The following is a 22,829-nucleotide window of genomic DNA, read 5'->3' on the forward strand; positions in this document are numbered from 1 at the left end:
GTTCCATGATCGGAGTAGACGTCGGCGGCACGTTCACGGACGTGGTGGCGATCGCCGATGGCGAGATCAAGACCGTCAAGGTCGCCACGGACGTGCGCACCACCGAACGCGGTGTGCTGCGCGGTGCCGAAGAGGTCGGCGTGAGCGCGTCCGCGGTCTTCAACCACGCCAGCACCCACGGCCTCAACGCGATCATCACGCGGCGGCTGCCGAAGATCGCTTTCCTGACCACGCTGGGACACCGGGACATCCTCGACATCGGCCGCACCTGGCGCCCGGTCGAAGGCCTGACGAACCCCGCGTGGCGCCGCTCCTACGGCGACGCGAACCGGCCGCTCGTGCCCCGGTACCTCCGGCGCGGCATCCGCGAGCGGCTGACCGCCGACGGCGGCATCCTGATCCAGCTCGACGAGGACCACGTGCGCGAAGAGCTCGCGGTGCTGCGCAAGTGCGGCGTCGAAGGCGTGGCCATCTGCCTCATCAACGCATACGTGAACAACCATCACGAAGAACGCTTGCGCCAGCTCGTGCACGAGGAGCTCGGCGACATCCCGGTGTCGATCTCCAGCGAGGTCTCCCCACTGGCCAAGGAGTTCGCGCGCGCGTCGACCACGGTCATCGACGTCTTCATGCGCCTGACTTACGACGCCTACACCAAGCGCCTCGACGCCGGCCTGCGCGACCTCGGCTTCACCGGTGACCTCAACTTCGCCGACTGCGCCGCGCAGCTCGTGCGTTCCGACGTCGCGATGGAACATCCGTTCCGCATCGTGTTCGCCGGCCCCGCGGCGGGAACCGTGTCCAGCGCCCACTTCGGCGGCCTGATCGGCGCCGGAAACCTGTTGTGCGCGGACGTCGGCGGCACCTCGTGCGACATCAGCATGGTCAGCGACGGCAAGCCGTTCGTGAACACGACGTTCGAACTCGAACACGACCTGATCGTGAACGCACTGTCCAACGAGGTCTCCAGCATCGGCGCCGGCGGCGGCAGCCTCGTCACGATCAACCCGGCCGGTGAGCTCAAGGTCGGCCCGGGAAGCGCGGGCGCCGACCCCGGCCCGGCTTGCTACGGCCTCGGCGGTCGGCAGCCGACGACCACCGACACCTGCCTGCTGATGGGCATCATCGACCCCGACGGGTTCGCCGGCGGCCGGATGAAGCTCGACCCCGATCTCTCCCGGCAAGCCTTCGAGGCGCTCGACTCGAAGCTGTCGTTCGAGCAGCGCGTGAGCTACGCGTTCAACATCGGCGTGAACAACATCGCCGAGGGCGTCGTGAACATCGCCATTCAGCACGGCGTCGACCCGCGCGACTACAGCCTCGTCGCCTACGGTGCGGCCGGCCCAATGCTGCTGCCCGCGGTGCTCGACCTGGTGCACGCGGCCGAGGTCATCGTGCCGCCGCACCCGGGCCTGTTCTCCGCGCTGGGCCTCGTCAGCTCCGACCTCGTCTACGCCGACAGCCGCAGCGCCTACACACTGCTGACCGCCGAGGCGGCCGAGCAGGTCGACAAGGTCTACCACTCCATGGAAGAGCGGCTGCGCGAACGCCTGCAGGAGAAGGACCGCGACAACATCGAGTTCGTCCGCAGCTTCGACGGGCGCCTCGCCGGCCAGACGTGGGAAACGCCGTTCATCGGCGTGCCCGCGGGCACGATCGACGCGGAGGCCGTCGCCACGATGGTCGCGAACTTCCACGAGGCCTACGCCGAGCGCTCGGGCAACAAGTTCGAGGCACTGCCCGTGCAGGGCGTCACCTACCGCGTCCAGGCCGTCGCGAAGGCCGACAAGGTCGAGTACCCGAAGATCCCGGAGCGCGCGTCGGGCGACACCTTGCAGCCGACGCGCACACTGAAGATCCGCTACCTCACCGACGACGTCCTCGACGCCGGCGAGTACCAGCGCGCCGACCTCCGCGTCGGCGACCAGGTCCCCGGCCCCGCGGTCGTCCGCGAACCGCTGTCCACCACGTTCCTCGTCCCGGGTCAGGTCGCGACCGTCGGGACCTACGGCGAGCTGCGCATCCGGAAGGCGTGAACCATGACCTCTCTGAAGGACCTCGACGACGCCCAGTTCGCCGAGCTGTACGGCTCCGACCGCTTCACCGCGTCGGTCCTGTCGAGCCGCATGCGCTACATCGTGCAGCACATGTGCACCGGCCTGCTCAACAACGCGTTCTCGCTCATCCTGCGCGACTGGTACGACTTCGCGGCGACGATCTCCGGCCCGCCGGAACAGAACTACCCGATGTCCTCGGTGAGCAACAGCCTCGCGATGTTCCTCGGCACCATGTCCGAGGCCGTGCGCAACACCATCGAGGAGTACGGCCCGGAGAACCTCGAACCGGGTGACGTGGTGATCTGCAACGACCCGTACCGCGCGGGCAACCACGTGAACGACATCTGCTTCATCCGCCCGGTGTTCCACGAGGGCAAGCTGATCTCGCTCGTCACGCTGCGCGCGCACCAGCTCGACATGGGCGGCGTGATCCCGGCGGGCTTCTCCGGCACCAAGCGCAACGTGTACGAAAACGGCCTCGTGATCGCGCCGATGCAGCTGTACAAGAAAGACAAGCCGGTGAAGTCGGCGTTCAACCTGATCTTCGACAACGCCCGTTACTGCGCACTGCTGCTGCCCGACATCAAGACGATCTACCAGAACCTCCTGCTGGGCGAGAAGCTGATCAACGAGAGCGTGGAACGCTACGGCGTCGACGCGTACCTCGGCGCGATCCGCTACTCCACCGACGTGTCGGCCGAGTCCATGAGCACCGCGCTGGCCGAGCTGCCCGACGGCGTCTACGAGGCCGAGGAAGGCATCGACTGCGACGGTGTCGACGACACCGTCGAGTACAAGATCCGGCTGAAGATCAGCAAGGCCGCCGACCGGATGGAGCTCGACTTCTCGGGCACCTCGCCACAGGCGCGCACGTCGATCAACGCCGGCATCCTCGACACGAAGACCGCCGTCGGGGTCGCGTTGAAGTTCCTCATCGATCCGGCCACGCCGTTCACCTCCGGTGCGTACCGGCCGATCGACATCGTGCTGCCGGCCGGCACGTTCATCAGCGCCACGCCACCGGACGGCGCGGTGTTCCTGTACTGGGAAAGCACCGGGCCGGTCCTGCTCGCGGTGTTCCGCGCGCTGGAGAAGGCGCTGGGCCGCAAGGCCGTCGGCGGCGACTACGGCTCGCTGAACATCCACAACGCCAACGGCGTGCTGCCCGACGGCACCCCGTGGGTCACCACCGCGCAGTGCGGCGGCGAGCACGGGCCCTGGGGCGCGACCGAAGCGGGCGACGCGGACAGCTACTCCGTGGTCTACCAGGCCAACAACCTCGACCCGGCCACGGAAGCCATCGAGTCCGAGCTGCCGGCCGTGGTGCTGCGCAAGGAGTACGCGCCGGACAGCGGCGGCGCGGGCGACAACCGCGGTGGCGCGGCCGTGCTCAAGGACACGCTGTACCTGACGGACGCCGAACACTGGTCGAGCCCGCTGCACACCAAGACCGCGAGCGGGGTCGGGGTCTACGGCGGTGAGGCCGGCGCGCTCGGCGCGACCTGGGTGTTCCACCCGGACTACAAGAACGTCACCAAGGACAAGGACCTCATCGGCACCGAACCCGAGGTCTACTCGGGCGCGACGCCGGTCGCCGGGATGCTCGACCCGAAGACCAAGACCGTGGACCCGAACGGCGAGTACTTCTACTTCGCCAGCACCCCGGTGTGGCACACCAAGCCCAACGCGGTGTTCCGCTACCTCACCAACGGCGGTGGCGGCTGGGGTTCACCGCTGCAGCGCGATCCCGAGCGAGTGTGCCGCGACGTGCGCGACGAGTACGTGACCATCGAGGGCGCGTACCGCGACTACGGCGTGGTGATCTCCGGCGACCCGCACGGTGACCCGGAGAACCTCAAGATCGACCAGGAAGCCACCGCCAAGCGCCGCGCCGAGCTGGCCGCGAAGTAGGGAGGAACCGTTGTCCGAGAACGGGACGGACGTCGACCGGCAGAACAAGCTCAGGGAGACCTTCCTCGCCGAACGCGGGTACTGGAACACGTTCTGGGAAGGACTGCTGAGCCTCGACCCGGACTTCTTCGAGGCGTACTTGAACTTCTCCGCCGTGCCGTGGCGCAAGGGGGTGTTGGAGCCGAAGGTCAAGGAGCTGATCTACACCGCGATCGACGCCTCCACCACGCACCTCTACGAGCCCGGGCTGCGCCAGCACATCCGCAACGCCCTCGGCTACGGGGCCACCAAGGAGGAGATCATGGAGGTGCTGGAGCTCACGAGCGTACTCGGGATCCACACCTGCACCCTCGGGGTCCCCGTGCTGATGGAGGAACTGGCGGCGCACGAGCAGAAGTCGGCGTGAGCCACGGAGTTCTCGACCCGCGCGGTCCGGCATCCCTGGCCGGGGCGCGCGTGGTCGTGACCGGTGCGGCGCGCGGGATCGGCAGCCGGATCGCAGTCGAGCTCGCGCTCGCCGGGGCCCACGTCACGGTGCTCGATGCCCGGGATCCCGCCGCGACCGTCGCCGAGATCACCGAGGCCGGCGGTTCCGCCGCCGGCCTGGTCCTCGACGTCACCGACCGCACCGCCGTCGCCTCGGCCATGGCCGAGGCGGCGGGTCCCGGCAAGCGGCTCGACGCCTTGGTGACGTGTGCGGCCGTCTACGGCGAGACGATGCGGCTCGACGAGCTGTCGGAGTCCGAAGTGGACGCGGTGCTCGGCGTCAACGTCAAGGGCACGCTGTGGTGCATCGGCGGCGCGCTGCCGTTCCTGCGCGGTCACGACGCGCGGGTCGTCTGCATCGGCTCGGTGGCGGGCAAGGTCGGCGGCGTGCTCGCCGGCCCGCACTACGTGGCCAGCAAGGGCGCGGTCCACGCGGTGGTGAAGTGGCTCGCGAAAACCGAGGCCCGCAACGGGATCGTCGCCAACGCCGTGGCCCCGGGCGTGGTGGACACGGACATGATCGTGGGCAAGGGGTATTCCGACGACTACAACCCGCTCGGCCGCTTGGCTCGGCCCGAGGAGATCGCGCGCGTGGCGGCTTTCCTGGCCTCGCCCGCGGCGAGCTACATGACGGGTGCGGTGGTCGACGTCAACGGGGGTTACGCGATGGGCTGAGCGCCCTGCGGAAGGAGGTCCACTGTGGACAAATCAGGTTGCGCGGTCGTGACCGGGGCGGGCTCCGGGATCGGCCGCGCCTGCGCGCTGCGGCTGGCCGAGGACGGCCGGCCTCTCGTGTTGCTCGACTCCGACGGCGCGGCGGCCGAGCGCACCGCGAAGGAACTTTCCGTGGCCGCGGCGGCGTTCGCGGTCGACGTCACCGACGAAGAGGCTGTGGCCGACGCGGTGAGCCAGGCCGTCGAACGGTTCGGTCCGCCGAAGGTACTGGTGAACGCGGCGGGGATCATCATCCGCAAGAAGCTGCTGGAGTCCACTGTGGGCGAATGGCGGCGGGTGCTCGACGTGAACCTCACCGGGTACTTCATCCTGCTCAAGCAGGTGATTCCGGCGATGGCCGCGGGTGGCGGCGGTTCGATCGTGCAGATCGCGTCGATCGCCGGGCACACCGGGTACGGCTTTTCCTCCTATACGGCGGCGAAGGGCGGGGTGCTGGCGTTGACCAAGCAGCTGGCCGCGGAGCTGGCCGTGGACGGGATCCGCATCAACTCCGTGAGTCCCGGCGTCGTCCGCAGCGGGCTGAACCGCGACACACTGGGCAACGAGAACATCCGCGCGGCGACGGTGGCCAACACGCCGCTGGGCCGCATCGGGGAGCCGGACGACATCGCGCGAGTGGTGGCGTTCCTGGCCGGGCCGGGCGCGGACTACGTCACCGGCACCGACCTGGTCGCCGACGGTGGCATGATCAGCACCATCCACTGGGGATCGGCCGGGGGCGAGCTGCACAGCTTCCACGCACAGGAGCGCTGATGTCGAACTTCGCCACGATTATCGACCACAACACCGGCCGTTACCCGGACAAAGTGGTGCTCAGCCAGGGTTCGCGGTCCTTGACCAACCGCGAGCTGCTCACCCGGGTCGACGCGCTGGCGTCCGGGCTCACGGAGCTGGGCATCGGCCGCGGTGACGTCGTCGGGCTGCTGCTGTACAACCACCTCGAGTTCCTGGAGGCGGTCTTCGCGGTGAACCGGATCGGGGCCGCGTTCCTGCCGCTCAACTACCGGCTCTCGCCCGAGGAATGGCGCTACATCCTCGAGCACTCGGGTGCGGTCGCACTGCTGACGGAGCCGGAATTCCGGTCGTCGGTCAACACTTTGCCGTTGCCGGGTCTGAAGCAGCGGCTGTTGCTGAGTGGAAGTGCTTCGGGCTGGACGTCGTACCAAGACCTGGTGGGCTCGAACCTCGGCCGTTCGGTGACGCCGGCGTCGGTCGGCGCGGACGACCTGCAGCGGCTGATGTACACGTCAGGCACGACGTCACGGCCGAAGGGCGTGCAGATCACGCACGGCAACCTGGCGTGGAAGAACCTCGGCCACCTCGTCGAGTTCGGCATCACCGCCGAGGACGTGACGTTGGTCTGCGGGCCGCTGTACCACGTCGGCGGGTTCGACCTGCCCGGCGTCGGCACGTTGCACGCGGGCGGTTCGCTGATCGTGCTGCGAAAGTTCGACGCGGCCGAGGTCGTGGACACGATCGAACGCGAGCGGCCGAGCAACATCTGGCTGGCGCCGTCGATGATGAACGCGATCCTGCAGCTGCCCGACATCATGGAGCGCGACACGTCGTCGATCCGGTTCATCATCGGCGGTGGGGAGAAGATGCCGGTGCCACTGGTGGAGAAGATCCTCGCCGCGTTCCCGAAGGCGTGGTTCTCCGACGCGTACGGGCTCACCGAGACCGTGTCGGGCGACACCTTCAACGACCCCGAGCACATGCTGGCCAAGGTGGGTTCGGTCGGGCGGCCGGTGGTACACCTGGAAGTCCGGATCGTCGACGAGTCCGGGGCGCCACTGCCGGCCGGCGAGCTGGGCGAGATCGCGTTGCGCGGGCCCAAGGTGAGCACCGGGTACTGGCGCGACGAGGCCGCGACGGCGAAGGCGTTCCGCGACGGCTGGTTCCACACCGGCGACGTCGGGCGGCTCGACGAGGACGGGTACCTCTACGTCGAGGACCGCAAGAAGGACATGATCGTGTCCGGCGGCGAGAACATCGCGACGCCCGAGGTGGAGCGCGTGCTGTACGAGCACCCCGACGTCGTCGAGGCGGCGGTGGTCGGCATGGGCCACCCGCGGTGGGGCGAGGTGCCGCAGGCGTTCGTCGTGCTGCGCCCGGGCGCGACGCGGGACCGTGACGCGCTCGTGGCGTTCTGCCGCGAACGGCTGGCGAAGTTCAAGGTGCCGGCGGATCTGGTGTTCCTCGACGAGCTGCCGCGGACGCCTTCGGGCAAGGTGCTGAAGAGGAACCTGCGCGGATGAACGAGTTCGACCTGACGGGCAAGGTCGCCTGGGTCACGGGCGCGGGCAAGGGCCTGGGCCGGGCGATCGCGGTGGCGTTGGCCGCGGCCGGGGCGACGCTGGCCGTGACCTCGCGGACGGAGGACGACTTGACGTCGTTGGCCGCGGAGCTCGGTGGTGCGCTGGTGCTGGCGGGTTCGGTGTCGGATCCGTCCTTTGCGGACAGTGCGGTATCGGGAATCGTGGCTTCGCACGGGCGGTTGGACGTGTGCGTGACCGCGGCCGGGATCAGCCCGACGTTCCGGCGCAGCGAGCAGGGCAGCGACGACGACTGGGCGCACGTGCTCGACGTCAACCTGTCGGGCACGTACTACTGCGCCCGCGCGGCCGGGCGGCAGATGCTCACGCAGGGGGTGGGGTCGATCATCACGGTGTCGTCGGTGCACGCGCGCACCGGGTTCGACCGCATTGCCGCCTACGCCGCGAGCAAGGGTGGTGTTGAGGCGTTGTCGCGCGTGCTCGCCGTGGAGTGGGCGCCGAAGGGCGTGCGCGTGAACGTGCTGGCGCCGGGCTACTTCCACACCGAGCTGTCCGAGGGCCTGGTCACGAGCAAGTGGGGCGAGCGGATCCTGGCGAACATCCCGCAGAACCGGGTGGCCTCGCCGCCGGAACTCGGTGGTGCGGCGGTGTATCTGGCATCGGACGCGTCTTCGTACACGACCGGCTCGACGCTCACTGTGGACGGTGGCTGGACGGCGTGAGCGGCGGGCCCGCCCGGACCGCCTCACGTCAGGCCGGGCGGCGGGCCAGTTCGTAGGCGAACTCGATGCTCTGGCGCATTACCCCGGAAGGCTCACAGGCGCGGACTGCGTGCCGGAGGTCTTCTTCGAAGCCGGAGGCCAGGTCGCCGAGCGCGTCGTGGGATACAACCGCCGTGGAATAGGCGAATCCGATCAACGTGTCGGGTGTCCACTCCCAGGTGGCGGGGAACTGGTGGGAGCCGGCCGGCTCGAACCCGGCGTCACGCAGAATGTCCAGGTCCGGCCTTCGCTTCCGGTTCTCGTCATAGCGAGGCGGAATCCGGTCATGGGCCTGCGCTCGGGCTCTCCACCGCTCCATGGTCTCCGACATGGCTCGTTGCCAAGGAGCTTGGCCGTCCCAGGGCGTTCCGCCCCAGAGCAAGGCCACGCACCGGCCCGGCCGAAGCCACCGCATGAGGCGGGCGGCGACGGTCTCGCGCTGCATGCGGTGAAACGCGTTACCGATGGCAATCAGGTCGAATGAGTTCTCCGGCACGGACAAGTCCTCGGTGGACGAGGTCATGAAACGGATGGTATTGATACCGGCTGCCGCGGCCTTGTTCCGCGCGACATCGATCATGCCGGGCTCCTGGTCGACGGCCCAGACGTCCCGGAATCGGTCGTGCAGGGCAAAGCTGATCAGGCCAGGGCCGCACGCGAGGTCCAGGAGGCTGTCCTCGCCACTCGTCCCGGATCGGTCGGTGAGATCATCGAGGAGATCCTGCGGATACGGCACGCGGAATCGGTCGTAGTAATTCGCGGTTCCCCGGTAGAGATCGGACCGGAACTGGGGATCGTTCATCACATCAGTATTGCCGACCTGAACGCGCGAAGGCGGCTTCCCCCTGGGGCAGCGCCGGCTCCGGTGCGAGCACGAAGTCTTCGCGCCGGAACACGCCTTCGCGGAAGAACGTCCGCCGTGCGGTGGGCTGCCGGCCGGGCGCGGTCACCACGAGGTGCACGAACTGCTCGGGCAACCCACCGACGGCGAAGGCACCCTCGTCGTCGGTGGTGGTCCGCACGAGCTGCCGGCCTTTTCCGTCGGTGACGGTGAGGATCGCGTCGGCGACGCGATCGCCGGTGGTGGAGCGGACGGTGCCGATCAGCATGGGCACGAGCTCGCCGAAGCGGTGGCCGTGGGTCGGGAGTGCCGTGGGGCGCGGCATCTCGAGCACGGGATCTTCCACGGGCGGTGTTTCGTCTTGCGTGTGCTTTCGGCGCAGCCACAGGGCGTGACCCACGTTGAGGGCGATGCCGAGCGCGAGCCAGGCGCACAGCACCAGGACGTGTCCGGCGACGCCGGTGCCGTGGAAGTAGAAGATGCCGCGCAGTGCGTCGTTGAGGTTGCCCATCGGCAGGATCGGGTGCAGGGCGCGGAACAGCGCGGGCTGCATCTGCGGCGGGATGATGCCGCCGCTGGACGCGGAGCTGAGGATGACGAACAGCGTGACCGCGACGCCGGGGAAGAACTGCTTGAAGATCGGCACGAGGCCTTGGGAGACCAGGGAAACCACGAGGCTCGACAGGAACGCGAGCGGGATCGCGGCCGGGTTGCCGGGGATGACGTCCATGGCGTGGGCGATGAGGAAGCCCGCCACCGACAGGAACGCGGCCCAGCCGACGAACGTGAGCATCCGCGCGCGGCGGCTGAGCCCGACCGCGCGCAGCAGCATCATCACGACGAAATAGCTCGGCAGGCCCCACGAGATCAGCAGGTAGAACAGCCCGTTGCCGAGCGGGTCGCCGGCGACGGTCGGGGCGAGGTCGACAACGGCGAGCTTCCCGTTGGCCAGGGGCGTGAAGGTCTGGGTGAGCAGGGAATGGAGGGTGAAGCCGTTGGCTTTGGCGACGTAGAGCACCGGGTGCTTTGCGTCCGGGGTGAAGGCCCCGCTGGTGGTGCGGCCCAGCACGGCTTCGCGGGCCGCTTGCCCGTCGGGCACGGCGACGACGTGGAACCCGCCGGGGCTGACCTCGTCCAGCCGGCTTTGGACCCGCGTCGCGGCCACCGGGTCGGCGACCGCCACCGGCACCTCGTGCGGCTGCGGCCGGTGGAAGGCGGCCAGGTAGACCACGGCAAAGCCGAGAAAAAGGACAACGGGGAACCAAAGGTTCTCGGCGAGGGTGCGAGTGGTCGAGGGGTTGGCCAGTTCTTCCGCCATGGTGGTCACGTTATATTGCAGTACTGCAAAAGTGCAGTAGTGTAAGAAAGATGACAGGGGCGGGACTTCGCGAGCGCAAGAAGGAAGCAACGCGACAGGCGATCCGCGCGGCGGCCGTCGCGCTGTACCGATCGCGCGGGCCGCACGAGGTGACCGTCGACCAGATCTGCGACAAGGCCGGCGTCTCGGCGCGTACGTTCTTCAACTACTTCGACAGCAAGGAAGCCGCGGTTTTCTCCCTGGCGCTCACCCCCGACGGCGTCCGGTCGGGCGTCGCCGCGCGGCCCGCCTCGGAACGTCCACTCGCGACCCTGCGCGCGGTCTTCACGGAGCGCTTCACGGAGGCCTCCGCCGACCCCACCTTCGGCGAGCGGGCCCTGATGCTGCGCGAATACCCCGAGTTGTGGGGCCGGCTCGCGCACGTCAACAAGCTCGTGGAGGAAGCCGCGCTCGAGGCGATCGCTTCGCGCACGGGCCTCTCGGTGGACGACCTCTACGTGCGGCTCACGGTGGAGGTCGCGTTCGCCGCCAACCGGGCGGCGTTCAAGAGCTGGTACCCGGGGAGTGATCCGGGCCTGGTGACGTTGCTGAACCGGGCGATGGACGCCCTCGACTCGGGCCTTGAGCCGCCGGGTTGATCAGCGGACGTCGAACGTCGTACCCGTCAGCTTTTCCGACAGGGTCCACAGCTTGCCCGCGCGTTCGGGGTCCAGGTCGACCTTGACGGCCGTCTTCGGCACGGGGCGGCCGACGCCGCCGCGGGCGGGGCCGTAGAACTGGCCCCCGGTGGCTTCCGGGTCGACGGCGGCGCGGACGGCGGGCCAGGCGCCGCGGTCCTTGCCCTGCGTGAGGGGCGCGAACAGGCGCATCAGCGGCTTCGGGTCGGTGATGCCGTCGCGGCGCGGGCTGGCGCTGCCGAGGCTGAAGCCGGGGTGGGCCACCACGCAGGTGACCTTCGAGCCGGCCGCGCGCAGCCGCCGGTCGAGTTCGAAGCCGAAGGACTGCACGGCGTGCTTGGACTGGGCGTAGGCGCGGAACTCGGAGTACTTGCGTTCGGTCTGCAGGTCGTCGAGGTCGAACGGCTGCAGCCGGGTGATCAGGCTGCCCATGGGCACGACGCGGGCGTCGGACGCGGTGAGCACCGGCATCGCGAGCGCGGTGAGGGCGAAGTGGCCGAGGTGGTTGGTGCCGACGGCGAGTTCGAAGCCCTGACGCGTGGTCCGGCGTCGGCGGCCGGGGGAGGTGGAGCCGGCGTTCTCGACCAGCCCGTCCACGCGCCCGAGCCGATTGAGTGAATCGGCGGCTTCCGCGACGGACTCGAGGTCGGCCAGATCCAGGCGGATCGTGCTGATTTCGGCCTGTCCGTGGTGGTTCTTGATCGCGTCGGCCGCGGTCGCCAGCCGGGCCGGGGTGCGCCCGAGGATCACGACGTGCGCGCCGGCGCCGGCGAGCTGTTCGGAGATGAAGTAGCCGATCCCCGCGTTCCCGCCCGTCACGGCGTAGGTCCGACCGGACAGATCGGGCAGCGCTTGGGGGTTCCAGGACACGTTCGCTCCTCGGGCTCGGACCGCGTGCAGCTTAGCCCGGGCGCCCCGGTTGATCGGGTTCGAGAGGGCTCTCGGCCGGGCTCATGAGGTGCGTGGCCGGGCTTGGTACGGGCGCGGATGCCGGGAACTCCCGGGTGCCAGGCATCCGATCGCCCGTCTGTGCGGCGCCGGGATCGCCGCCGCGCCGAATGGTACTCGGCGCGGCTTCAGCCGAGGAGCTTCGCGATCGTCTCGGTGATCGGTGCCGGCGGGCGCCCGAGGAGCTTCGCCAGCTCGCCCGGGGTGCCGGCGAGGCGGCCGCGGGAGATGGCGTCGTCGACGTCGACCAGGACCGTCGCCATGAACGCCGGCACACCGGCGCCGGTGAGGATCGCTTCGTACTCCGCGCCGGGGATAGTGGTATGGACCACCGGGCGGCCGCCGAGGCGCGCGAGCTCCGCGGCGAACTCGCCGAACGTCCACGCGGTGTCGCCGCCGAGCTCGTAGGCGACGCCGAGGTGGCCGTCCGTGCGCAGGACCGTGGCCGCGGCCGTGGCGTAGTCCTCACGCGGGGCGGTGGCGATGCGGGCGTCGGCGCGGACGCTGTTCACGACGGCTCCGCGGGCGAGCGAGCCGGGGACGTCGGCGACGGCCATCTCGGAGTACCAGTTGTTGCGCAGGAATGTGTACGGCAGCCCTGCGTCGAGGATGCGCTGCTCGGTCTCGCGGTGGTCGTCGGCGAGGGTGAAGTCGGCGTCCGGGCTGCCGAAGACGCCTGTGTACGCGAGCTGCGCGACGTCGGCGGCCTTCGCGGCGTCGATGACGGCGGTGTGCTGGCCGACGCGCTTGCCCAGCTCCGTGCCGGACACCAGCAGCACGCGGTCCCCGGCGGCGAAGGCCCCGGCCAGCGTCTCCGGCCGGTCGTAGTCGCCGATGTGCACGCGCACACCCAGGTCGGCCGCCTTCTCCGCACTGCGCGCCACGGCCGTGATTTCACCCGCGGGCACGCCGGCCGCGAGGAGGTCGGCGACGACCTGCCGGCCCAGCAGCCCGGTGGCTCCGGTGATGACGATGCTCATGTTTTTCCTTCGGGTCGGTGGATCTTCCACCACTCACCGTAGGACTGTTACTCTCTCTCGGGAAGTACCCACTTCAGAGTAAGGTACTGGTGTTCGAGTAATGAGGAGGGTGACATGACCGAAGCACTGCCCGAGGCGCCCAACGTCAACCGCGCGACCTGTCCGTCGCGCATCGTGCTGGAGCACGTGACGAGCCGCTGGGGCATCCTCGTGCTCGCCGCCCTGCTCGAACGCTCGTACCGCTTCAGCGAGCTCCGCCGCGAAATCGGCGGCGTGAGTGAAAAAATGCTGGCGCAGACGCTGCAAACCCTCGAACGCGACGGCTTCCTCGACCGCGACGCCAAGCCCGTCATCCCGCCCCGCGTCGACTACTCGCTCACCCCGATGGGCCGCGAGGCCGCCGAGCAGGTCCGCGGTCTGGTCCGCTGGGTCGAACGCCGGCTCCCCGCTGTCACCGAAGCCCGCGACGCCTACGACGAGGCCCGGGCTTCGGTGACGCAGCCGGACGCGTGAGCGGCGAAGCCCGGTTTCACCACTCACGCCACGGGAATCAGCTGGTCGGCGTGGTGCTCGTCGTCTCCGGGGGCGGGGTGGTGTCCGAGCTGGTGGAGGAGGACGAGTCCGAGCCGGACGACGGCGAGTCCGAACTGGACGACGACGTGGTGGTGGTCGGCGTCGTCGAGCTGGACGGAGGGGTCGAGCCGGCCGGTGGGGTGGAGCTGTCAGCGGGCGGCGGAGTCGATCCGTCCGAAGGCGGCGGGGTCGAGCCGTCGGACGGCGGCGGAGTGTCGCCGGAGTCCGACGGGGTGGTGCTGGGGGTCGTCGGAGTCGTGGTGGGCGAGCTCGTTGTGGTCGACGGTGGGAGCTGCGTGGGGCTGCCCGGCGGTGTGACGAGCGGGGGCGGCGGCGGGGCCGGGTTGCCGAGGGGACTGCCGGCGGCGGCCGCGATGGCGCCCGGGCCCGGTGGCGCGCCGATGGGGACCTGGCTGTCGGGCAGCTGCGACACGCCGCCGCGGTAGGCCGCCGCGTAGGCCATGACCGTGTCCACATAGGACTGCGAGTTGTTGTAGCGCCGCACGGCCACGCGCTGCATCGCGTCGCTGGAGAGGTCCAAGCCGCCGGAGCACAGGTAGCGCGCCGTGGCGAGGGTTTCGTCGTAGATGTTGTTCGGGTTGGACACGCCGTCGCCGTTGCCGTCGGAGGCGTAGCCCGCCCAGGTCGACGGGATGAACTGCGTGGCGCCCACGGCGCGGTCCCACACCGCGTTGCCGTCGTACTTGCCGCCGTCGGTGTCGCCGATGGCGGCGAACGGGCCGGAACCGTCGAGCACCGGCCCGAGGATCGGCTCGAGCGTGTTGCCCTGCGCGTCGACGTAACCGCCGCGCGCGTGGTTGGACTCGATGCGCCCGATGGCCGCGATGAGCTGCCAGTCGAGGTGGCAGCCGGGCTGCTCGCGGGACATGATGTCGGCCGCGTTCTGGTACGCCTTCAGCATGCTGCCCGGAATCCCCAGTGGACCGGACGGCGTGGCCGAACCCGTGCTCACGTGGAAGCCCGGCACGGTCAGGGGCAACGGGGTCGGCGGCTGCGGCAGGCTGCCGTCCACGGCGACCGGCGGGAGCTCGATGTTCGGCGGAAGCCACGGCGCGGCCATCGGCGGCTGCGAGGTGCCCGCGGCCCTGAGAGCCGGGGCGGCGGCGAGCGGAATGGGCAGACCCGACGCGGCCAACGTCGGCAGCACCACGAGCGCACCACCCGCGAGGGCGGCTGCCGTCTTGCTGCGGACAGACCTCCGGCGTGGGCGGTGTTTCGCCATCGTCGCTCCCCGTTTCGCCTTTCGAACCCTCTTGGGTCAAGCTAGCCGAAGACGGCCGCCTTTTGTGAGGGCCTGCGCCAAATCTGTCGAGACGGCGAGGTCTCGTCCATCCACGCTAAATCCGTAGTTGGCCGATCAGACATTTTCACCGGGGTTTAACAGGAGGCGCGGATCGGTTTTTTGACGACTGCGCCGAATGGAGTAATCGCGCGAAGCATCGGGCCAGTGGATCACTGCTGTACGCGCCGAACGCCGGGATCGATTCGTAGCCTTCCCGCTGGTAGAAGCGGATCGCGTCCGGCTGGCGGACACCGGTTTCCAGAAGTAGCCGCGTGATGCCGTGCGACGCGGCCTCCCCTTCAAGCACCCGCAACAACGCCGTCGAAACGCCGGTCCCGCGCGAGGCCGGCACCACGTACATGCGTTTGATCTCCGCCTCGCCCGGCCCGAGGAACCGCAGGCCACCGCAGCCGACCGCGGTGCCGCCGGACCACGCGATGACAAAAACGGCCATACTTTCGGCGGTTGGCGCCGGGCCGGCTTCGTGGTCGCCGGTCGCGTACCGAGCGTCCAATTCGGCCCGTTGCGCAGCCCGCAGCGCGACCGCCTCCGGCGCGTCCCACTCGGAACGCAGGATCTCGACCACCGGCACCCCCAGATTTTCACACGTGGTTTCGGAACAAGTGTTACCGTAACCGATGTTACGGAAAGGAGGCCCGCATGCCAAGACAGCGTGACGTCGGCGCTCAGCGCGAGCTGCTCTCCGGTGCAGTGTGGCGGGTGCTGGCCGCGGACGGGCTGCCCGGCCTCACCGTGCGCGCGGTCGCCGAGCGCGCGGGCTGCACCACGGGCCTGGTCATGCACGCGTTCCCGACCAAGCGCGCTCTGTTGCTGCACGCCCGCGACCTGCTGCACCAGCGCACCGCCGAACGCGCCGACGCCACCGAAGCGGCCGGCGGCCCACCCGCGGCCGTGCTGCGCGACGTCCTCTGCCACGCCGCCACCCTCACCGAGGAAGCCGCCGACGAGGCCCGGGTCTGGGTCGGCTTCCTCGCCGCCGCCCTCGCGGACCCCGAGCTGGCCGACCGCCACCGCGCGCACAACCGCTCGTTCGTCATCCGCGTGACGCGGCTCGTCGGCGCCTGCCACCCCCGCTGGGCCCACCCGCGCCGCGAACGGACCGCGAAACGCCTGATCGCCCTGGTCGAAGGCCTCAACGCCCTGACCGCGGCCGACCCCGCCACCTACCCGCCGGCCGTCCACCGCGACGCGATCGCCGCTGCCCTGCGCGAGCTCGAGAGCTGATCAGGCCGCCGGTCCGAACCGCCGCCGGTACTCCGACGGGCTCAGCCCCGTGTGCCGCCGCAGCTGTGCCCGCAGGTTGGCGGCCGTCCCGAACCCGCATTCGGTGGCGACGCGGTCCAGCCGCAGCTCGCCGCGTTCCAGCAGCCGGCACGCGAGGCTGACGCGCTCCGTCGTCAGCCAGGCCAGCGGCGTCGTGCCCAGCTCGCCGCGGAACCGCCGGTGAAGCGTCGCCTGGCTGGTCGCCGCCCGCCCGGCCAGGTCCGCGATGGTCAACGCCCGGTCGAGATTGCCGCGCGCCCACTCCAGCACCGGTGCCAGTGACGCGTCCGGCACCACGGGCACCGGCCGTTCCACGAACTGCTGCTGACCACCGTCGCGGTGACCGGGGAAGACCAGGCGGCGGCTCACGGCGTTGGCGATCTCCGCGCCGTGGTCGCGCTGGATCACGTACAGACCCAGGTCCATTGCCGCAGCGCTGCCCGCCGCCGTGAGCACCGTGCCCTCGTCGACGAACAGGACGTCGGGCTCCAGCCGCACGTCGGGGTAGCGCTCGGTGAACTCGGCCGCCCACCGCCAGTGCGTCGTCGCGCGCAGCCCGTCCAGCACGCCCGCCTCGGCCAGCGTGAACGCGCCCGTGCAGAAGCTCATCAGCCGCGCGCCGCGCGTGTGGGCCCGCCGGATCGCGGACAGCACCGAGGCCTCCGCCGGCACCTGCGGATCCGGCCGGTTCGGCACGATCACCGTGTCCGCCTCGTCGACCGCGTCGAGCCTCGCGATGCCGGAGAGCGTGAACATCCCCAGGTGCATGCCCACGCGCTCGCGCGCCGAGGCCAGCGTGAACTCGTACCACTCCCGTCCGAGCTCCGGGCGGCGCAGGCCGAACAGCTCCGTCGCGACGCCCATCTCGAACGGGTTCGAGCCGTCGTCCACGACCATCACCACGCGGTGCGAGGATCCTTGCGACATGTGCTATTCCTAGCACTCCCGGTCGCCCGGCGACAGGACCACGATCGATCGCATGAACCAGCCCATCGATCTGCAGACCGTGCTCGACGGCTTCGACGCCGTGTGGAGCCCGCGCATCGTCGCGAACATCAACGACTACGACGTCCGCCTCGCCCGCTTCTCCGGCGAGCACGTGTGGCACGTCCACGAGAACACCGACGAGTTCTTCCTGGTCCTCGACGGCGAGATCCAGATCGGCCTGCGTGAGCCCGCCGGCGAGCGCGTGGTCACGGTGGGGCGCGGCTCGGTGTTCGTGGTGCCGCGCGGGACGTTCCACAAGCCGTCTTCGAAGGAAGGCGCGGCCGTGCTGCTCGTGGAGCCCGCGGGTACGCTCTCGGTCGGCGACGAGCACGACGAGGTGCCCGATCACGTGGACGTGACCGTCGGCCACCGCGTGGAAATCGCCTGATCACAGCTTCCAACAGCTGAGTTTCAGACTGAGACGGCGTAGTCTCCCGTCCATGAAACGGACTTCCTTCGCGCAGTGGCCGTGCTCCATCGCGCGGACCATGGACCTGCTCGGGGACTGGTGGACGCCGCTCGTGCTGCGCGACGCGTTCTACGGCGTCACGCGCTTCGACGAGTTCCAGCAGGCGCTCGGCATCGCGCGCAACACCCTCGCCGACCGGCTGCGCCGGCTGGTCGACGAGGGTCTGCTGGAGAAGGTGGCGTACCAGACCGAGCCGGTGCGCTACGACTACGTGCTCACCGACAAGGGCAAGGACTTCTTCGGGGTCCTCATCGCGATGACGGCGTGGGGGGACCGCTGGCTCGCTGGCGAGGCCGGCCCGCCGATCACGACGCACCACGAGACGTGCGGCCACGACACGCACGCCGAAGTCGTCTGCGCGCAGTGCGGCGAGCCGCTCACGGCCGAGGACACGCGGATGCGCCGCGGCCCCGGCTTCCCCGAGAAGATCGCGCACCGGCCCGATGTCGAGGCGCGGTTCGCCAAGCAGGAAGCCGCGCACTGAGCCGACCTCGCGTTGACACGAGGGTCTCACTACGAAACTATCGTGGTCAGAGGCACCTTGACGGTCGATGCTGAGGAGGCGCACCACGATGGAGTGGACCGGCGCGCGGTACGCGGACAAGCCCACGGCCGAGGCGGCCACCTGGATCGACGGCGCTCCCGAGACGGTGTGGCCGTTCGTGTCCGACGTGCAGCGCATGCCCGAGATGAGCGCTGAGCTCCAGCGTGTCGAGTGGTGCGACGGCGCGACCGGCCCGAAGCTCGGCGGCTCCTTCGTGGGCTACAGCAAGCACGACGCGCTCGGCGAGTGGTCGACGACGTCGTTCATCGTCGAGTGCGAGGAGCCGCGCGTGTTCGCGTGGGCGGTGGCGGACGCGGACACGCCCACGGCGACCTGGCGATTCACGCTCGAGCCCGAGAACGGCGGCACGAAGCTCACCCAGTGGATGCAGATCGGGCCGGCACGATCGGGTCTGTCCTTCGCCATCGACCGCATGCCGGACAAGGAGCAGAAGATCGTTTTCGTGCGCATGCGCGAGTTCGAGACCGCGATGATCGCCACCGTCGCGGCGATCAAGGACCGGGTCGAGGCGGCGCGCTGATGCGCACCGCGACCACGGTCGAAGCCTCCGGCGGCTGGACGGACACACTGGATTTCGTGCTGGAGGCCGAAAAACTCGGTCTCGACGTGTGCTGGGTCGCCGAGGCGTGGGGTTCCGACGCGCCGTCGGTGCTCGGGTTCCTGGCCGGGCGCACTTCGCGGCTACAGCTCGGCTCCGGGATCATGCAGGTCGGTGTGCGCACGCCGGTCGCGGTGGCGCAGGCGGCGCTGACGCTCGCCGACATGTCCGGCGGCCGGTTTTCCCTGGGCCTCGGACCGAGTGGGCCGCAGGTGATGGAGGGCCTGCACGGCGTGGCGTTCGCGAAGCCGCTCACGCGAATGCGCGAGACGGTGGAGATCGTGCGCAGCGCGTTCGCGGGGAAGAAGATCTCCTTCTCCGGCAAGGCTTTCGAGATCCCGCTGCCAGGTGAGGCGCGGCCGATGCGGCTGTCGTCGAAACCCAACGAGGACATCCCCATCTATTTGGCCACGCTGTCGCCGAAGATGCTGGAACTCACCGGCGAGGTCGCCGACGGCTGGCTCGGCACCAGCTTCGTACCCGAAGGCGCTTCGGCGTACTTCAGCCACCTCGACGCGGGCCTCGCGAAGTCCGGCCGCGCGCGGGGCGACCTCGACGTGTGCCAGGGCGCGGAAGTCGCGTTCGCCGCGAATGACGACGAGCTGCGCGACATGGTTGGCTCTCGGAAGAAGGAGCTCGCGTTTTCCCTGGGTGGCATGGGTTCCGCGAGCACCAACTTCTACAACGACGCCTACAGCCGCCAGGGCTGGGCCGAGGTCGCCGCGGAGGTCCGCGACCGCTGGCAGTCCGGCGACCGCGACGGCGCCGCTTCGCTGGTGACGGACGAGATGGTCCTGGGCACCACGCTCATCGGCACCGAGGACATGGTCCGCACACGGCTGCGCGTCTGGCGCGACGCCGGCGTCGACACGGTCCGCCTCTACCCGGCGGGCGACTCGCTCGACGCGCGGCTGTCGACGCTCGGCCGCGCGCTCGACCTGGTGCGGCAAGTGGGTTGATCGTTCGGTTTGTCTGCGCGATCCCGGTCGTCTCCGGGATAGTGGGGCACCCCGAACGAGGAGCCCTCCGATGCGCAAGATCGTGTCCACGTTGTTCGTGTCGCTGGACGGCGTCGTCGAAGCGCCGGACCGCTGGTCGCTTTCGCACTGGACGCCCGAGCTCGAACGCATCGTCGGCGCCGGCCTGTCCGACGCCGACGCGATGCTGCTGGGCCGCGTGACGTACGAGGGCTTCGCCGAAGCCTGGCCCGGCCGCGCGGACGACCCCGGCGCGGAGTTCATGAACAACGTCCGCAAGTACGTCGCCTCCACCACGCTCACCGCCGTCGGCCGGCAGCACAGCACCCTCCTGCCGCGCGACCTCGAACCCGCGATCCGCGACCTCAAGGCCGCCCCCGGCGGCACCATCCTCACCAGCGGCAGCGCGACGCTCGTGCGCTGGCTGCTCGCCCGCCGCCTCGTCGACGAGCTGGTCCTCCTGCAACACCCCGTCGTCGTCGGCGCGGGCCGCCGCCTGTTCCCGGACGACGGTCCGCATCTGGACTTCGCGCTGGAACGGTCGAAGGTGTTCGGCAACGGGGTGGTGCAGCTCGTCTACCGGCCGGCCGAGCCGCGTGGCTAGTTCACCTGCCGGTCCTGGCCTTCCCAGAACGGCTTGCGCAGCTTGAACTTCTGGATCTTGCCGGTCGCCGTGCGGGGGAGTTCGTCGAGGAAGTCCACGCGTTTCGGGCACTTGTAGCCGGCCAGGTGCCGGCGGCAGTGCGTGATCAGGTCCTCCGCCGTCACGGGGGTGCCGTCGGTGACGACCAGGGCCGTGACGAGCTCGCCCCACTTCGTGTCGGGGATGCCGATCACGGCGGCCTCGCGCACGGCCGGGTGGGAGTTCAGGGCGTCTTCCACCTCGATGGACGACACGTTCTCGCCGCCGGTGATGATCACGTCCTTCTTGCGGTCGGCGATGGAGAGGTAACCGTCCTCGAAGCGGCCGCCGTCGCCGGTGTGGAACCAGTTGCCCCCCTGCACGCGGGCGGTTTCGTCCGGGTTCTCCCAGTAGCCGTCGAGGTTCATGTTCGACTGGACGAGCACCTCGCCGTCGGTGTCGATCGACACGCGCACGCCCAGCGCCGGCGCGCCCGCGCGGCCCAGGAGCTTCGCCTGCTCGTGCGCGTCGAGGTCTTCCCACTCCGAGCGGAAGCGGTTGACCGTGAGCAGCGGCGACGTCTCGGTGAGGCCGTAGATCTGGATGAACTCCCAGCCCAGCTCGGCGCGCACGCGTTCGATGGTGCGGGTCGGCGGCGGCGCGCCCGCCACGACAATTCGCACGCGGTCGCGGCCGGGGATCTCGCCGTCCCACTTGGCGGCGCCGTCGAGGGCCGCGGTGACCACGGCGGGGGCGGCACACATGATCGTGACGCCGTGTTCCTCCACGCGGCGCAGGATCTCCGTGCCGTCGACCTTGCGCAGCACGATGTGGCGCGCGCCGAGACCGGTGACGCCATAGGGCATGCCCCAGCCGTTGCAGTGGAACATCGGCAGGGTGTGCAGCAGCACGTCGTTGTCGTTGAGCGTGGTGTGCAAGGCGAACGTGGTGGCGTTGAGCCAGAGATTGCGGTGCGTCAGCTGCACGCCCTTGGGCCGCGCGGTGGTGCCCGAGGTGTAGTTGAGCGTGGCGGTGGCCGATTCATCGGGCTTCCACGGCCGCGGTTCGCCGTCACCGCCGAAGATCTGCTCGTCGTGCTCGCCGAGCACGAACACGTGCTTCGCGGTGACAGAGTCCAGCAGCGGCTTCAGCTCCGGGTCGACCATCACGACCTCGGCGCCCGAGTGCTCCACGATGTAGCGCACCTCCGCCGGCGCGAGCCGGAAGTTCACCGGCACCAGGATGCGGCCCCAGCCCGAAACCCCGAAGAACGACGTGAGCAGCCGCGCCGAGTTGTGCGAAACGATCGCGACGCGGCCGCCGACGGGCACGCCCAGCGTGTCGAGGTTCGCGGCCTGCGCGCGGGCCCGCCGGGCCAGCTCGCGGTAGGTGATCGCGCCCCACGAGGCCGCGGGCTGGTCGGGTTCGTCCACCACCGCGATCCGGTCCGGGTACACCGTTTCCGCGCGGTCGAGGAAATCGCGGACAGCGAGGTCGTAGAACACGTGCCGATCCCTTCGCGTCGAACGGGCAGCGCTGCCCGTGCGGCGATGATGCCCGCGCGGTGACCACCCGGCCACCCCACAAAGGGGGTGCTCAGCCGAACAGGCCGGCCGCGTGCGCCCGGTTCACCGCCTGGATCCGGTTGCTGACGTCGAGCTTGCGCATGGCGTGCTTGAGGTACGACTTGACCGTGTTGGGCAGCAGCCCGAGCCGCTCGGAGATCTCGTCGTTGGTGCAGCCCTCGCGCACGAGCCGCAGCACGTCGAGCTCGCGCGGCGACAGCGTGATGCCCGGCGGGGCCTCGGGCGGACGCAGGCGTTCGCACACTTCGAGCAGCCGCGCGCGGGCCTCGTCGTCGTGCATCGAACCGGCGATCGCGAGGAGCTCGGCGTGCAGGTCGTGGTGCTCACCCGGCGGCGGTGTCCTGACGCGCCGCCGGACTTCTTCCTCCACCTCGATGTCGCGCTCCAACCGTGCGACGACCGCGCTCGCCGCGCGTAGGATCCGGTCGCCGAAGGTGATCGAATCGCGCGTTGCCGCGTACAGCACCGCACGCGTCGACGCGCCCACGCGCACCGGCAGCGCGACCATCGCCCGCAGCTGCTCCGGCGCGACGGCGCGGTCGTACTTGTGGGTGATGCCCTGCGCGTTGAGGTAGTCGATGACCGTCGACGGCCGCCCGAGCGCCACGGCCTTGCCGCCCAGCCCGGCGCCGGTGTCGACGCGCAGGTGCTGCAGCGAGCCCGTGGCCGTGCCGCGCAGCTGGTCGATCACGAGCGTCCGCGACCCCGCCGACACGGGCCCGCCCATCGCGACCGGCAGCCCGGTCACGCGCTGGAGCGCCTGCAGCGCGCCGGCGACCAGGGGGCTGGCCGTCAGCGCGAGCCTGCCCGATGGCGTCATGGGCACCGTCCCTGGACCTGTCTCGCTTGACCTGCGGCTTTCGGCTTTGCCGAGG

Annotated in this window: 24 protein-coding genes; 15 read left to right on the forward strand and 9 right to left on the reverse strand. The window is 70.0% G+C overall.

Going from position 1 to position 22,829, the window contains the following annotated elements; translation table 11 throughout:
- The first annotated feature begins 5 nt into the window (after positions 1–5).
- Genes AB0M56_RS35120 through AB0M56_RS35150 form a run of 7 tightly spaced genes read left to right on the forward strand, consistent with a single transcriptional unit; the run spans position 6 to position 8,187 of the window.
- Positions 6–2,036, forward strand: coding sequence for a hydantoinase/oxoprolinase family protein (locus AB0M56_RS35120; protein WP_364184362.1), 2,031 nt, complete (start codon positions 6–8; stop codon positions 2,034–2,036).
- Positions 2,037–2,039: 3 nt separating this feature from the next.
- A complete protein-coding gene (locus tag AB0M56_RS35125; RefSeq protein ID WP_364184365.1) occupies positions 2,040–3,968 on the forward strand; it encodes a hydantoinase B/oxoprolinase family protein in 1,929 nt (642 codons plus the stop codon).
- Positions 3,969–3,978: 10 nt separating this feature from the next.
- The gene (locus AB0M56_RS35130) at positions 3,979–4,374 is read left to right on the forward strand and encodes a carboxymuconolactone decarboxylase family protein (protein WP_220243675.1); all 396 of its coding nucleotides are present in this window, start codon (positions 3,979–3,981) and stop codon (positions 4,372–4,374) included.
- The gene (locus AB0M56_RS35135) at positions 4,371–5,129 is read left to right on the forward strand and encodes an SDR family NAD(P)-dependent oxidoreductase (protein ID WP_364184368.1); all 759 of its coding nucleotides are present in this window, start codon (positions 4,371–4,373) and stop codon (positions 5,127–5,129) included. The genes AB0M56_RS35130 and AB0M56_RS35135 overlap by 4 nt, the downstream gene beginning before the upstream one ends.
- A gap of 24 nt (positions 5,130–5,153) precedes the next feature.
- Positions 5,154–5,942 carry an SDR family NAD(P)-dependent oxidoreductase gene (locus tag AB0M56_RS35140; protein WP_364184371.1) on the forward strand — a complete coding sequence of 263 codons (789 nt, stop codon included), beginning with the start codon at positions 5,154–5,156 and terminating at the stop codon, positions 5,940–5,942.
- A complete protein-coding gene (locus AB0M56_RS35145; RefSeq protein ID WP_364184374.1) occupies positions 5,942–7,447 on the forward strand; it encodes a long-chain fatty acid--CoA ligase in 1,506 nt (501 codons plus the stop codon). Before AB0M56_RS35140 ends, AB0M56_RS35145 begins: the two co-directional genes overlap by 1 nt.
- Positions 7,444–8,187 (forward strand): SDR family oxidoreductase, encoded by a 744-nt coding sequence (locus AB0M56_RS35150; protein ID WP_364184377.1) that lies wholly within the window; start codon positions 7,444–7,446, stop codon positions 8,185–8,187. Before AB0M56_RS35145 ends, AB0M56_RS35150 begins: the two co-directional genes overlap by 4 nt.
- Before the next feature lie 28 nt (positions 8,188–8,215).
- On the opposite strand, the gene AB0M56_RS35155 is transcribed toward AB0M56_RS35150, so the two are convergent.
- On the reverse strand, positions 8,216–9,028 hold the full coding sequence (locus AB0M56_RS35155; RefSeq protein WP_364184380.1) for a class I SAM-dependent methyltransferase: 813 nt from the start codon (positions 9,026–9,028) through the stop codon (positions 8,216–8,218).
- 4 nt (positions 9,029–9,032) lie between these two features.
- On the reverse strand, positions 9,033–10,385 hold the full coding sequence (locus AB0M56_RS35160; RefSeq protein ID WP_364184383.1) for a carboxypeptidase regulatory-like domain-containing protein: 1,353 nt from the start codon (positions 10,383–10,385) through the stop codon (positions 9,033–9,035).
- Positions 10,386–10,435: 50 nt separating this feature from the next.
- Between AB0M56_RS35160 and AB0M56_RS35165 the strand changes: the two genes are divergently transcribed.
- Positions 10,436–11,023: a TetR/AcrR family transcriptional regulator gene (locus AB0M56_RS35165; protein WP_364184385.1), complete on the forward strand. Its 588-nt coding sequence runs from the start codon at positions 10,436–10,438 to the stop codon at positions 11,021–11,023.
- Here the strand turns inward: AB0M56_RS35165 and AB0M56_RS35170 are convergent, their stop codons facing one another.
- Positions 11,024–11,932 carry an SDR family NAD(P)-dependent oxidoreductase gene (locus tag AB0M56_RS35170; protein WP_364184388.1) on the reverse strand — a complete coding sequence of 303 codons (909 nt, stop codon included), beginning with the start codon at positions 11,930–11,932 and terminating at the stop codon, positions 11,024–11,026.
- Between the two features lie 206 nt (positions 11,933–12,138).
- Positions 12,139–12,990 (reverse strand): SDR family oxidoreductase, encoded by an 852-nt coding sequence (locus AB0M56_RS35175; RefSeq protein ID WP_364184391.1) that lies wholly within the window; start codon positions 12,988–12,990, stop codon positions 12,139–12,141.
- Positions 12,991–13,104: 114 nt separating this feature from the next.
- Here AB0M56_RS35175 and AB0M56_RS35180 point away from each other — a divergent pair, with 114 nt between their 5' ends.
- Complete coding sequence (locus AB0M56_RS35180) at positions 13,105–13,503, forward strand: helix-turn-helix domain-containing protein (RefSeq protein WP_364184394.1); 399 nt, start codon at positions 13,105–13,107, stop codon at positions 13,501–13,503.
- Between the two features lie 37 nt (positions 13,504–13,540).
- Here the strand turns inward: AB0M56_RS35180 and AB0M56_RS35185 are convergent, their stop codons facing one another.
- Together AB0M56_RS35185 and AB0M56_RS35190 are read right to left on the reverse strand one after the other, a co-directional pair.
- Positions 13,541–14,806, reverse strand: a complete 1,266-nt coding sequence (locus tag AB0M56_RS35185) for a lytic murein transglycosylase (RefSeq protein WP_364184397.1) — start codon at positions 14,804–14,806, stop codon at positions 13,541–13,543.
- Between the two features lie 145 nt (positions 14,807–14,951).
- Positions 14,952–15,458: a GNAT family N-acetyltransferase gene (locus AB0M56_RS35190; RefSeq protein WP_364184400.1), complete on the reverse strand. Its 507-nt coding sequence runs from the start codon at positions 15,456–15,458 to the stop codon at positions 14,952–14,954.
- A gap of 68 nt (positions 15,459–15,526) precedes the next feature.
- On the opposite strand from AB0M56_RS35190, the gene AB0M56_RS35195 reads away from it, so the two are divergent.
- On the forward strand, positions 15,527–16,111 hold the full coding sequence (locus tag AB0M56_RS35195; protein ID WP_364184403.1) for a TetR/AcrR family transcriptional regulator: 585 nt from the start codon (positions 15,527–15,529) through the stop codon (positions 16,109–16,111).
- On the opposite strand, the gene AB0M56_RS35200 is transcribed toward AB0M56_RS35195, so the two are convergent.
- Positions 16,112–17,077, reverse strand: coding sequence for a helix-turn-helix domain-containing protein (locus tag AB0M56_RS35200; protein WP_364184405.1), 966 nt, complete (start codon positions 17,075–17,077; stop codon positions 16,112–16,114).
- A gap of 52 nt (positions 17,078–17,129) precedes the next feature.
- Here AB0M56_RS35200 and AB0M56_RS35205 point away from each other — a divergent pair, with 52 nt between their 5' ends.
- The 5 genes from AB0M56_RS35205 (at position 17,130) to AB0M56_RS35225 (ending at position 20,350) form a co-directional block, all read left to right on the forward strand.
- Positions 17,130–17,525 carry a cupin domain-containing protein gene (locus AB0M56_RS35205; protein ID WP_354872258.1) on the forward strand — a complete coding sequence of 132 codons (396 nt, stop codon included), beginning with the start codon at positions 17,130–17,132 and terminating at the stop codon, positions 17,523–17,525.
- A 52-nt stretch (positions 17,526–17,577) separates the two neighbouring features.
- Positions 17,578–18,090, forward strand: coding sequence for a helix-turn-helix domain-containing protein (locus AB0M56_RS35210; RefSeq protein WP_364184408.1), 513 nt, complete (start codon positions 17,578–17,580; stop codon positions 18,088–18,090).
- Positions 18,091–18,178: 88 nt separating this feature from the next.
- On the forward strand, positions 18,179–18,691 hold the full coding sequence (locus AB0M56_RS35215) for an SRPBCC family protein (protein WP_364184411.1): 513 nt from the start codon (positions 18,179–18,181) through the stop codon (positions 18,689–18,691).
- Positions 18,691–19,728 carry an LLM class flavin-dependent oxidoreductase gene (locus tag AB0M56_RS35220; protein WP_364184414.1) on the forward strand — a complete coding sequence of 346 codons (1,038 nt, stop codon included), beginning with the start codon at positions 18,691–18,693 and terminating at the stop codon, positions 19,726–19,728. Before AB0M56_RS35215 ends, AB0M56_RS35220 begins: the two co-directional genes overlap by 1 nt.
- 70 nt (positions 19,729–19,798) lie before the next feature.
- Positions 19,799–20,350, forward strand: a complete 552-nt coding sequence (locus AB0M56_RS35225; RefSeq protein ID WP_364184417.1) for a dihydrofolate reductase family protein — start codon at positions 19,799–19,801, stop codon at positions 20,348–20,350.
- Here AB0M56_RS35225 and AB0M56_RS35230 read toward each other — a convergent pair.
- Together AB0M56_RS35230 and AB0M56_RS35235 are read right to left on the reverse strand one after the other, a co-directional pair.
- Positions 20,347–21,873, reverse strand: coding sequence for an AMP-binding protein (locus AB0M56_RS35230; protein ID WP_364184420.1), 1,527 nt, complete (start codon positions 21,871–21,873; stop codon positions 20,347–20,349). The two genes, AB0M56_RS35225 and AB0M56_RS35230, sit on opposite strands and share 4 nt — an antisense overlap.
- A gap of 91 nt (positions 21,874–21,964) precedes the next feature.
- Positions 21,965–22,774, reverse strand: a complete 810-nt coding sequence (locus AB0M56_RS35235) for a helix-turn-helix transcriptional regulator (RefSeq protein WP_364184423.1) — start codon at positions 22,772–22,774, stop codon at positions 21,965–21,967.
- Positions 22,775–22,829 lie beyond the last annotated feature (55 nt).

It is taken from the genome of Amycolatopsis sp. NPDC051372, from assembly GCF_040682095.1.
Lineage (GTDB): Bacteria > Actinomycetota > Actinomycetes > Mycobacteriales > Pseudonocardiaceae > Amycolatopsis.